This window comes from Polaromonas sp. AET17H-212 (genome assembly GCF_002379085.1).
Taxonomy (GTDB): Bacteria; Pseudomonadota; Gammaproteobacteria; order Burkholderiales; family Burkholderiaceae_C; genus Polaromonas.
The window spans coordinates 16,626-27,858 of the sequence record NZ_NBZW01000039.1 but is presented as its reverse complement, the minus strand read 5'-3'; the positions used below and the strand labels follow the sequence as shown (position 1 = coordinate 27,858).

The window sequence follows — 11,233 nt, the reverse complement described above, 5'->3', positions numbered from 1 at the left end:
GGGTGGGAGGTGGTGATGGAGTCCATGGCGACTTATTGCTCCGACGAGATTTTCCGTATCCATGAGCTCGACCCTTTGGCGGGCGTCACCCTGGAGGGCCTTCTCGGTTTTTATGCGCCTGATGCGCAGCCCGTGATCCGGGCCGCGGTAGATGCAGCCATCCGGCACGCAACCCCCTGGGACCTGGACCTTCCGCTGGTCACGGCCAAAGGCAGGCGCATCTGGGTTCGAACGCAGGGCCAGGCCATCCTGCAGGATGGCGAGCTGGTGCGCCTTTTCGGCGTGCTACAGGACATCACCGAAATCAAGGCCACCGAAGCGGCCCTGCGCATGTCGAACCACGAGCTCGAGGCCTTTTCGTATTCGGTCTCCCATGACCTGCGCTCGCCGCTCAACAGCATCAACGGCTTCAGCCATTTGCTGGCCAGGAAACTGGCGGGCACCCTGGACACGGATGGGGCGCACTACCTGGCGCGCATCCAGGCCGGCACGCAACAGATGGGGCAACTGATCGAAGGCCTGCTCGCACTCGCCGAGGTCTCGCGCACCTTGTTGGGCAACGAGCCGGTGGACCTGTCCGCCGTGGCTCGCTCCATCCTGGACGAATGGCAGGTGCGCGAGCCCGGACGCCATGTCACGGTGCAGATTGAAAAGGGGTTGCAGACCCATGGCGATGCCCGGCTCATCCGGGTGGTGATGGAAAACCTGCTGGAAAACGCCTGGAAATTCACCTCGAAAACAGCCCAGGCCGAAATCAGCGTCGGCCAGAAATCCGAGGCGGACGGTCAGCGGGTGTTTTTTGTCAGCGACAACGGCGCCGGTTTCGACATGGCCTATGTCAACAAGCTGTTCACGCCGTTCCAGCGTTTGCACGGGGTCACCGAGTTTCCCGGCATGGGCATTGGCCTGGCCACCGTCAGCCGCGTGATCGCGCGGCATGGCGGCCGCCTGTGGGCCGAGGCGGCGCCCGGGCGCGGGGCCAGCTTTTTCTTCACCCTGTCAGGCGGTGTGGCCACGGCGGGCGGCGGCAACAGCCACCTGCAGGCGGACCCTGGCCCGTCGTCGCAGGCCTGACAACTTCCCCTTGCGTGGTCATGGCAGCTCCGCCATGAATCTTTCCGCCTGCGCGAGCATGCCGGCCCGAATCGGCTTGAACACGCGCTGCGGAAACCCATCGGGCAGCTCGGCCGCCACGCGCTCCAGCGCATCGGGTACCTGCAGCACCAGCGCCACCATGTGGTCAAACGCATCGGGCACGCCGCTTTGCTGCGCCAGGGTTTGCCAGTGGCGTGTGGTGATCTCGTGCAGGTGGTAGTGGGTGTTCTTGCTGCCTAAATTTGAGCGAATGGCCATCGACAGTTTGGCGCGGCGTGGATGCAGTTGGTTCGGCCCCGCGCCCATGATGGGCCAGACCGACAGCACGTCATACAGCGGTGTCATGCGGTAGCCGCCGCCTCGTTCCAGAAAGATCGAGAAGTTCTTGGCGTGGCCGTCGGTGGCAGCCATCAGCCAGAAGGCGAGCTGAGTCAGAACGAAAACAAGTTTGTCTTCGTCTGCACGCGTACTGGTGTCCAGTTGCCGAAGAATGGCGCGCATACCCGGGCCCCCGTCAGATTCGTATTTCATTTCTCCGGATACGCCAAGTGCCTGGCAGAAGTCCTCCTGCGGCAGCCGTGCCAGCCACGGCGACGCTCCTCTTGGCGCTTGCAGCGCGCGGTCGAAGCGCTCAACGACGAGCACCTTGCGCTGGCCAAAAGTGGCGATCTCGCAGTCCGCCACCGGCAGGCCCAGCCGTGCCAGGAGCTGCGCGCAGAGCCATTCGTTTTCTACCGAGCTGCTCATGTCTGCCCGCATGTTGCCCACCAGCCCGAGCGGCAGCTTGAAGATATGCGTGGTGGGTGTCGCACCCAAAGGCCGCATCCATTGCCCGTTGTGCCAAAGCAGCGCGGTTTTCTCCTGCGCCCCGGCAATGGAAATCCGGAAGTCGTCCGGCTCCAGTTGCCCGAGCGTGCGACCGCCGGTCAACGCGCTTTGTATGGCGTGCTCCACACCGGCTTCATCCAGCGGCAGGGCATCAATGCGGTCGAATCCGTCCGGCCTCATGCCCTGTGGCAGCAACTGCACGGCGCCGACGCAATCACGGCCTATCGCCGCCAGCAAGGCAAACGTTGCCGTGCTGCCGGTCGAGAACTTGTCTCTCAGTCGCCGCCGTATGGCGTCGCTGTCGGGCAGCAAATTGTCAAAGAAGGTTCTGACCACCTCGCCGCGATGGGGAACATTTTGAGGTGTGAACGGCAACGAAAGTGACAGCGGGCGCGACGCCGGGGAGACGGGCCAGCTCTCGTCATACTGAAACATGTGCTCTCCACCCGTGATGGACCAGGTGCCCACGCGTTCGCCATTGGTCCACACCCCCAGCCTGCTGTCCTGTGGGTTGCTGCGAGCGCGGCGAAAGGTCACCATGTCTCTGGCCCGGGCTCTGCCACCCGGTGGCGGGGTGGTTCTTCAATGACCAGGCGATAACCCATGGCTGTGACCATGCGGGCAATCTGGTCGAACGCCGTCACCTCTGGTGCGGCTTCGATGCGTGCGATACGCTTTTGCGTAACACCGATTCGCTGGCCCAGTTGGGCCTGTGTGAGTCCGCTTGCTTGCCGCAGCGACCGCAAGATGGTGCGCAGTTGTTGAGGGGTGTCCACAGAGTACATCACAATACGCCTCTAAAGTAGTTATTGCAATTTACTACCTTAAAGTAGTTAAGTCAATATACGCCTTAAAGGTGGTTTGCTGAACCTCGCCAAAGCCACGGGCCGCGGCCCATCATGCAAGGCTTGCGGCGTTAACATCCAAGGCAACCCAATTTCCACCCCGAGACCTGCCATGCCCCTGCCATTTGCCGACCGCCTCAACAACGTCGAAACCTCCGCCATCCGTGAACTGTTCAAACTGCTGGGCAAGCCCGGCATCATCAGCTTTGCCGGCGGCTTTCCCGACAGCGCCATGTTCGACGTGGCCGGCATCCAGGAAGCTGCCAACAAGGCCCTGAGCGAAGAACCCGGCGCCGCGCTGCAATACGGCGCCACCGAAGGCTACAACCCGCTGCGCGAACAACTCGCCGCCTTCATGGGCAGCAAGGGGGTGACGGTTGCACCCGATTGCCTGATCGTCACCACCGGCAGCCAGCAGGCGCTGGACCTGCTCGGCAAAACCATGATCGACCCCGGCGACAAGGTGATCGTCGAAGGCCCGACCTTCCTGGCCACCATCCAGTGTTTTCGCCTCTACGGCGCCGACCTGGTCAGCGCCCCGGTGGACGCCAACGGCGTGGACACCGACGCGCTGGAAAAACTCATGGCCGAGCACAAACCCAAGTTTGTGTATTTGATTCCCACCTTCGGCAACCCCAGCGGCGCCATGCTGAGCCTGGAGCGGCGCAAGAAAGTGCTGGCGCTGGCCGTCAAGTACAACACCCTGATCGTCGAGGACGACCCGTACGGCGACCTCTATTTCAACGACGCACCGCCCCCCAGCATCCTGAGCCTGAGCCAGGACGTGCCCGGCAGCCGCGAGCTGATTGCCCATTGCGGCAGCATGAGCAAGGTGCTGAGCCCCGGCCTGCGCGTGGGCTGGATGATCGGCCCCGCCGAACTGCTGGCCAAGGCCACCATGTGCAAACAGTTCAGCGACGCGCACACCAGCACTTTTGCCCAGGCCACCGCCGCGCAATACCTCAAGGCCGGCCGCATGCCCGCCACCCTGGCGCGCGTGCGCAAGGTGTACGGCGAACGCGCCGTGGCCATGGGCGCCGCGCTCAAGCGCGAGCTGGGCGATGCGGTGGAGTTCACGCAACCACAGGGTGGCCTGTTCTTCTGGGCCCGGCTCACGGGTGCGGGCGGCAAGACCCAAGACGCCGGCGAGTTTGCGAAGCGGGCGATTGAGCAGGGCGTGGCGTTTGTGCCCGGTGCGCCGTTTTATGCGAATGCGCCCGATGTGAGCACCTTCCGGCTCAGCTTTGCCACCGCCGATGTGGGGAAGATTGAAGAAGGCATGGCGCGACTCGGCAAGGCGATCCACGGATGAAAAAGAAGCTGGTGTTGGTCGCAGCCTTGATCGGCGCAGCGGCACTGGCGCAGACCCAGCCTACCGCGGGTGACCGCGACACCCCTGGCGCGGCGCCCGTCCTGGCTGTTTACGCCAGGCCGGAAGCGCCATTGAAACCAGACTATCCACCTGCGGCATTGCGGCTGGAGCAGCAAGGCGAGGTGAGGGTGAAGCTGCGGGTGCTGGCCAGCGGCGCCGCGGCCGATGTGCAGGTGCGCTCCAGCTCTGGCTATGCCTTGCTCGACGAAGCGGCGCTTCGCTACCTGCGCGGTGCCAGGTTTGTTCCGGCGCAGGATCGCAGCGGCTTGCCCGTGGACAGTCTGGTCATCGTCCCAATCCGCTTCGTTCTTGAGGATTAGCCGTCCAGAGGCGAAAAATGAAAAGCCTGCTGCGAATGCGCAGCAGGCTTTTTTGTGGTGTGTTCCCCGAGCGGTTGATCAGCCCGCAGGCTGCGCATCCTTGTCAGCAGTCTCGGCGTCGGTATCGGGCTTGTCTGTGGTCTCGAGATGCGGTTTCTTGCCAGGCTGCACGGCATGTTCCGCGCCGGGAGCGATCTCTTCGCCGCGGTGTTTCTTTTCCTGCTGGACTTTTTTGTCGTGGGCAATGTTGCGTGGGTCGGTCATGGGAGTCCTGTGTTTGTTGAGAAGGCAAGGCCGGAAGAGACCTCTGCTCCTAGAGTGCGCTCCAGGTAAGCCCTTCGCCAGCACCGCAACACCCGAGCTTTTGTGGGAGGGGTCCCACGCCCGCGCCGAGGTGCTTGGAGAATGACTGAAAGCATGCAGGCCTGAAATTAAGACTAATACCCTAGGCGCATGGGGCTGTTCGACTGAAGGATGCTCTGGGCACATGGTATTAATCCCGACAGCGGACGGTTGTGGATATGCAGGGTTCCATTCACAATCGGTTACATACACTTAAGGAGTCCTATGGCTATCCCCAAGAAAGTAACTGAGCGACTTATTGCCGGCATCAAACGATACCAACCAATTCTTGTTGCGGCGAAGATGCGCGATGTGGGGGAGGCAGATACAGTCACCATTGTCAAAGACATGCTTGCGGACGTTTTTGGATACGACAAGTATGCGGAGGTGACTTCGGAATTCGCCATACGGGGTACGTACTGCGATCTCGCAACAAAGATTGACGGCGTACTGCAAACTTTGATCGAAGTGAAAGCGGTTGGCTTGGAACTCAAAGAGAACCATGTAAAGCAAGCGGTGGACTATGCAGCCAATCAAGGGGTTGATTGGGTACTTTTGACAAACGGCATGTGCTGGCGAGTCTACCGCATGATTTTCGCTAAACCGATCGATCAAGAACTCGTAGTGGATATCGATTTCTCTTCACTCAATGCAAGATCAGAAGCGGATATAGAGTTGCTATACCTTTGGTGCAAAGAAGGCTGGCAGCGTTCAGCGCTTGGCGAGTATCACACCCAGAAGCAAGCGCTTTCCAGGTTCTTTGTTGGGGCCATGCTGCAGACTGACCCAGTTCTGGATGTGATTCGCAGGGAGCTTAGACGCGTTTCTCCGGATGTTCGTATTGAGAGCGAACAGATTCGATCCGTTATTGTTAATGAAGTGATTAAGCGAGACGTGCTAGAAGGCGAGAAGGCCGAGGAGGCCAAAAAGAAAATTTCCAGAGCTCTGATGAAATCCTTGCGTACTACCTCGAATAGAGCGCCGAAAGCAGCTGCGTTAATTCCTCCCGTTCTTGTTAGTGAACTTGAATAACCTAGCGCGTGACCTTGACGGAATGGTCAGATGCCCACTTTCAAGTAAGGCGGAGGACCTACACCAACAGGCGGCCTGTTTCTCTGGGCCAACGACTGACGAAAGCGGCGGTTTGAGACATCCGATCGCTTTTTAGAGAAACATTTAAGAAATAGAACTATGCCGGGTAGACGAATCTACATTCCAAAAGCGCTTGATATGCCGAATGCGCTTCAGTTTTCGCTTAAGTTGAAATCCACGAAACAACCATTTGGCCATGGCATTGTCATCGAGAAAGGCGCGGGCGAGGTGAGGATGGATTGCGGGTCAGGCCCGCAATGACAGCAATTAGCTATGGAAGTAATAGCTGCCAGCACCCGTGGATAAAGGGCTGGAAGCCGATTTTAAAAAATCAGGTTTTGGACCAGACCCCCAGTTCATACCCGTCCACATCCTTGAAGTGAAACCGCCGTCCGCTCGGAAAAGCAAAAATATCGCAGCTGATGATTCCGCCGGCTGCAATGACGCTGCCCCGCGCGGCTTCAAGTTGCTTGGCGTATAGGATGACCAGCGGCCCGCCGGCGGGCGAGGGCGGCGCCAGGGTCGTGAAGCCGCCTTTCATCGCGCCGTCTGAAAACTCGGTGTATTCCGGGCCGTAGTCGGTGAAGGTCCAGCCGAAGGCCTGGCCGATGTTGCGGACGTTCAGCTCGATGTAGTTGATGCGGCAGTTTTCGCGTGGCGTGCTCCTCGCAAATCCTCCTTGGTCCTTGGTCCTTGGTTCTTGGTTCTTGGTTCTTGGTGCCTGCAGGTTGCCTGGTAAAGATCGTCGCTCGGCCAGGCGTTCAAACGACCCGCCGAAACCACACCAGCGACAGCCCCCCCGCCGCCAGCGCCAGCCCCGCCGACAACAGGGCCAGCAAGGCCGTGACCTCTGTCTCACGCGTCTGCACCTGCACCCGCGACCCCAGGTTCTCGTACACGCTGCGCAGCGCTTCCGCCGTGCCCGCATGGTGGTACTCGCCGCCGGTCATGCGGGCTACCTCGCGCAGGGTGGGTTCGTCCAGTTGCAGGTAGATGGGCATGCCTTCGGGCATGGCTGCAGCGTCGCCCACGCTGCCCCGGCCGATGACGTAGATGCGCACGCCCCGGTCGGCGGCCATCTTGGCTGCTTCCAGGGTGTCCACGCCCGTCGTGCGGCGGCCATCGCTCAGCAGGATGATGGCCGCAGCTCCGTACGAGCCCGGCGCCACCGGGGTGATCTGCTGGGGCGGCGGTTTGTCCTTGTCGTCCAGGCTGCGTCCACGCGGCTTGCTGCCAAAGGTCATCTCCTCGAGGTTGATGCCCTGGTCCGGAAACAGCTCGGCCAGGCTGGTCACGATGGCGCTGCCGACGGCGGTGCCGATCTGCATCTGGAAACTGTCGATCGCCTTCACCAAGGCGGGGCGGTCCAGCGTCGCAACCTGCGCCACCTGGCTGCTGCTCGCGAAGGTGACCAGCCCGACTTCGATGTTTTTGGGCAGGTCGCGCAGGAACAGTTTCGCGGCCTCTTGCGCGGCCACCATCCGGGTGGGCTTGACATCGCTCACGCGCATGCTGAGAGAAACGTCCATCGCCAGGATGATGGTGGAGCGTGCCCAGGGCAGCGGCACCCGCGCCATGGGACGCTACGCAGCCAGCATCAATCCGGCGCACGCGAGGAACAGCAGGGCGGGCGGCACATGCCGCCGCCACGGTCGCCCGGTGGTCGCTGCGCGAACCGTGCCAAGGCTGCTGTAGCGCACGGCCTGCTTGCCCCTGCGCCGCAGCAGCCAGAGGTAAACCGCCGGCAGCAGGGGCAGCGCCAGCATCAGCCAGAGAAATTGAGGCCACAGGAAAAACATGGAAACCTTATCTTGCCCCGGAAGCGGCCAGCAGGCAACGGCGCCAGAGCCGGGCTGCAGGACGGTGAAGGCCGGTCGTCAGCTGTCTGGGGACCGGCAGGCTGTCTGGACACCCTTACTCCTTGATTTCCGCCTCCACCAGCTGCCCCAGCAGCACCAGCGACTGCTGCCAGCCCAGGTAACACTGGTCCGCGGGAATGACGGCGGGAATGCCTTCCTGCACGACGTGGATTTCAACCCCGGCGGACACCGGCGCCAGCGTGATGGAGGTCACCATTTCTCCCGGCAGGTTTTTGTCGTCGAAGGCGCTGGTGTAGCTGATGCGCTCGTGGGGCACCAGCTCAAGGTATTTGCCGCCGAACGAGATCTTGTGCCCTGTGGTGAAGTTGAAAAACGACATTCTGTAGCTTTCGTTACCTTGGCGTTCATTTCGAGGGAGGTCCCGGCGAAGTCGTTGGGTGACAGCAACTTTCGTGAATAAAAATTGCCTGTGGCCCTTGTAAATCGGGCGCGAGCAGCTACTAAAATCATAGCTAGTCGAAGCGGCGCAAGCGCTTGGCCTTCACGTGGGCCAGTCGAAAAATGCTGTGAAAAACCACCATTGACCCACTCGATGATCACCCCTACATTGACGAACTGATGCGCGGTCCGCATCCGCGCAGAGGTCAGCAAGCGCCCCCTGGCACTTGATGTACGTCTCCTTACAACTGGCCGACCGCATCGTTCTGGCACGTCCTTAACCCATCAAGGAGGCTTACATGGCCGAAGTATTTCGATTTGTGAGCCTTCGCGGGCCCGCGCCCCTGCTCGATGCAACCAAACCCCTTGTGGTTCATGTGCCCGTGCGCGGGCAATCGGCGAACGGTGCGCTGTCCCCCGCGATTGAGAAGATTGCCCTGCAAATGGCGGGTGTGCGTTATGCGGTGTCGGACACCCATCTGGCCAAGCTTCTCGAGCGCGAGCTTGACGTCGGGTTTCCCCAGGGTCGCGGCGATGGCACCTTCAAGGAAATGCTGACTGGTTTTCGCCACGTTGCGGAATATCTGTACGCAAAGGCGGCACGGGGTACGGGCACCTCTGCGCCCGGTGCGGGGGATGCGGCGGCGGTGCAGATTCTCACCATCGAATACATAGAGCGTGTTCTGGCGGCGTTCGACAGCGGTTCGTCGAAGGAACAAGCCGAACGCTGCCGCGATTTCTTCCTGCGTTCGGTCCTGTCGGTTGATCTGGGTGCTCGCGTTGCGATGACGCTGCCCACAGAGCCCAAGAAAGACACGCGCTCGCGGAAAGCGACGCCTGCGCCTGCGCCGCCGACCGCGACCCAAAAGCGTGAACTGCGCCTTCTTCGCGTGGCGGTGGCCAGGCTGGTTCGCAACATTTCCGGCGGTGGTGGCGATCTGACGGCGGAGTTGATGACCGCTGACGAGATCGCCGGATTCAAGCTGATCCCGGGCATGCACGCGCTGACTGGGGAGCTAGCCATGGTCGAGGCCGAGATTCAGCAGGTCAGTCTCGAGAAGGCCGAGGAGAAGATCCGGGACCGCGTTGCCGAAATGGCGGCGCTGGGAGATCTGTCTGAGGGGCAACCCATGCCTCGTGCACCCACGGCCAAGCCCAGCACCACCACCCCTGCAGCCGGAAAGAAGGAGACCGCGCCGCTTCGACTAGGCATTGGCGATTTGTTGATGACCGAGCTGGTGGGCAGCGCCTACGCCTATGGCGACATTGCCCATATCGAGAACATCATGTCGGGCGAGCTGCGCGAGCGCAGCTTCCGTAAATCGAGTTCCACCGAGACCGACCTCTTTCAGATGACCGAGACGGAAGCCACCACCGAGACCGACACGCAATCCACCCAGCGATTCGAGCTGGAGAAGGCGTCCGAAGCCACGCTCAACGAGTCGCTTAACCTTGATGCTGGAGCGTCGATCTCGGGGACTTACGGCCCCGTCACGGCGCAAGCTTCTTTCGGCCTGGCCAGCACCACGTCACGCGAGCAATCACAAAAGCAGTCATCCAAGTTTGCCCAGGAGGTGGTGTCCAAAGCGACCCAGAAGGTGCGTCAACTCAGCAGCCGCCAGGAACGGGTGGTCACCAAGGTAGTGGTTGAGGACAACACCTTGCACTCTATGGCGAATCCTGCCGATGGCGGGCACATTTCGGGCATCTACCGCTGGGTAGACAAGGTTGATGACCTGCGGCTGGTGGACTACGGCCAGCGTCTGATGGTGGGCTTGACCGTGCCGGAACCCGCGTCTTATCTGCGTTGGCTGGCGGTCCGCGGCAACGCGGGCGGCGGTAGTCTTCCACCCCCTACTGTTGTGCGCAGCGGCGTTCCGGGTGCACTGCGCCCGGACGACATCACACCGGCGAACTACCTCACCTGGCTTGCGGCCTACAGTGCCACCGACATTGAGCCGCCGCCGGCCCAGTTTGTCACCCAGTCCTTGACCCTGGAGGCTGATCCTTCCCAGTCCGCCGAGAGTCCCGGGGTGGTGACCAGGGCCGATTCGACCATCGTTGTGCCACCAGGGTACCGCGCCATCATCGCGCGGGGAGCCTGCGTCGCTCATAAACTTGATCCCTACCTCCCGCTCCCGACCCCCATGCCCGAGGTATTGCTGGCGGTCGGCTCGACAAAGATCCCCATTCCGACCATCACCGACACCGACTTCGTTCGAACCTTCACTTCTTCGTTGCCTTCGTTGCCTGGCAGTGCCGCCGATCGCAAGGAGGGTGGGGCGGGTACCAAACTGCCAGTGGTGCTCAGCATCACCAGCTTGCGGGGTTTTGCGCTGTCGGTAGAAGTCGTCTTCGAGCGGACGGACAGTTTGCTCGAAGCCTGGCGCATCGACACTTGGGCCAAAATCATGAACGCCTACAAGGCTGCGATTTCAGAGGCCGAGGCACAGGCGGCGCGCGCCACCTTGCCCGGCGTCACCATCACCGGCGCCAACCCCCGGGAAAGCCGAGCACTGGAGCGTACCGAGCTCAAGCGTCAGGTCATGGAGTTGATGGCTGCAGCGATTGGAAGCGTAGACGCCGTGATAGATGCCGCCGATACCAGGCCTCGCGCCGATGCGGCCAAGGTGGCGTCGCTGGAAAGCCTGATGACCTATCTGGACCGCGCGTTCGAGTGGGAGCACATGTCGTGGGTGTTGCAGGACTACTTCTGGGCGCCGGAGACAAGCTGGAGTGGGCTGCTCGGGAGCACCGATTCCGACCCCTTGCGGCAATTGTTCATGCGCTCAGGTGCGGCGTCGATCACGCTGCCTGTACGTCGCGGCTTTGAAGCCGCGGTGCTCTATCGCATGTGGACGGGCCTGGATTGGCAGGGCGACCACGCGCCCCTGCCGTCGGACCCCGCCGCGCTGGCCCTGGGCGCCGAGGTCATTACTTCGGCCACCGGCGTACCGCAGCAGGGCAGAGAAGTCACCGGTTCGCGCTGGAAGGAGCGCAACCCGACGAGCCTGGTGATCCTGCAGCCCGATGGATTGCTCTCGTGGGTGGACGAGGCCTGACGCCCAGGAGCAGCGGCCC

At 61.7% G+C, this 11,233-nt stretch carries 10 protein-coding genes and 1 pseudogene; 5 read left to right on the top strand and 6 right to left on the bottom strand.

All coding sequences use genetic code 11. From position 1 onward, the window contains the following. Positions 1-1,074, top strand: a 1,074-nt coding sequence (locus tag B7G53_RS20600; RefSeq protein ID WP_255250109.1) for a sensor histidine kinase, incomplete at its 5' end; no start/stop codon positions are given. Positions 1,075-1,092: 18 nt separating this feature from the next. On the opposite strand, the gene B7G53_RS20595 is transcribed toward B7G53_RS20600, so the two are convergent. After that, on the bottom strand, positions 1,093-2,463 hold the full coding sequence (locus B7G53_RS20595; RefSeq protein WP_096671214.1) for a type II toxin-antitoxin system HipA family toxin: 1,371 nt from the start codon (positions 2,461-2,463) through the stop codon (positions 1,093-1,095). Next, on the bottom strand, positions 2,457-2,708 hold the full coding sequence (locus tag B7G53_RS20590; protein ID WP_096671212.1) for a helix-turn-helix domain-containing protein: 252 nt from the start codon (positions 2,706-2,708) through the stop codon (positions 2,457-2,459). Before B7G53_RS20590 ends, B7G53_RS20595 begins: the two co-directional genes overlap by 7 nt. A gap of 178 nt (positions 2,709-2,886) precedes the next feature. Here B7G53_RS20590 and B7G53_RS20585 point away from each other — a divergent pair, with 178 nt between their 5' ends. Both B7G53_RS20585 and B7G53_RS20580 read left to right on the top strand, forming a co-directional pair. Continuing rightward, positions 2,887-4,080, top strand: coding sequence for an aminotransferase-like domain-containing protein (locus tag B7G53_RS20585; RefSeq protein WP_096671222.1), 1,194 nt, complete (start codon positions 2,887-2,889; stop codon positions 4,078-4,080). Continuing rightward, complete coding sequence (locus B7G53_RS20580; RefSeq protein ID WP_096671210.1) at positions 4,077-4,460, top strand: energy transducer TonB; 384 nt, start codon at positions 4,077-4,079, stop codon at positions 4,458-4,460. The genes B7G53_RS20585 and B7G53_RS20580 overlap by 4 nt, the downstream gene beginning before the upstream one ends. Positions 4,461-4,538: 78 nt before the next feature. Here B7G53_RS20580 and B7G53_RS20575 read toward each other — a convergent pair whose 3' ends face one another. After that, positions 4,539-4,724, bottom strand: coding sequence for a hypothetical protein (locus B7G53_RS20575; protein WP_096671208.1), 186 nt, complete (start codon positions 4,722-4,724; stop codon positions 4,539-4,541). 303 nt (positions 4,725-5,027) lie between these two features. Here B7G53_RS20575 and B7G53_RS20570 point away from each other — a divergent pair, with 303 nt between their 5' ends. Then, the gene (locus B7G53_RS20570; protein ID WP_096671206.1) at positions 5,028-5,834 is read left to right on the top strand and encodes a type I restriction enzyme HsdR N-terminal domain-containing protein; all 807 of its coding nucleotides are present in this window, start codon (positions 5,028-5,030) and stop codon (positions 5,832-5,834) included. A gap of 391 nt (positions 5,835-6,225) precedes the next feature. On the opposite strand, the gene B7G53_RS20565 is transcribed toward B7G53_RS20570, so the two are convergent. The 3 genes and pseudogenes from B7G53_RS20565 to B7G53_RS20555 all read right to left on the bottom strand — a co-directional run bounded on the left by B7G53_RS20565 (position 6,226) and on the right by B7G53_RS20555 (position 8,093). Next, positions 6,226-6,534, bottom strand: a complete 309-nt coding sequence (locus B7G53_RS20565; protein ID WP_096671220.1) for a VOC family protein — start codon at positions 6,532-6,534, stop codon at positions 6,226-6,228. A gap of 121 nt (positions 6,535-6,655) precedes the next feature. Continuing rightward, positions 6,656-7,693 (bottom strand): annotated as a pseudogene (locus tag B7G53_RS20560) (VWA domain-containing protein). A 115-nt stretch (positions 7,694-7,808) separates the two neighbouring features. Beyond that, positions 7,809-8,093 carry an SRPBCC domain-containing protein gene (locus B7G53_RS20555; protein ID WP_096671204.1) on the bottom strand — a complete coding sequence of 95 codons (285 nt, stop codon included), beginning with the start codon at positions 8,091-8,093 and terminating at the stop codon, positions 7,809-7,811. A 358-nt stretch (positions 8,094-8,451) separates the two neighbouring features. Between B7G53_RS20555 and B7G53_RS20550 the strand changes: the two genes are divergently transcribed. Beyond that, positions 8,452-11,214 carry a hypothetical protein gene (locus B7G53_RS20550; RefSeq protein ID WP_096671202.1) on the top strand — a complete coding sequence of 921 codons (2,763 nt, stop codon included), beginning with the start codon at positions 8,452-8,454 and terminating at the stop codon, positions 11,212-11,214. The last annotated feature ends 19 nt before the right edge of the window (positions 11,215-11,233 follow it).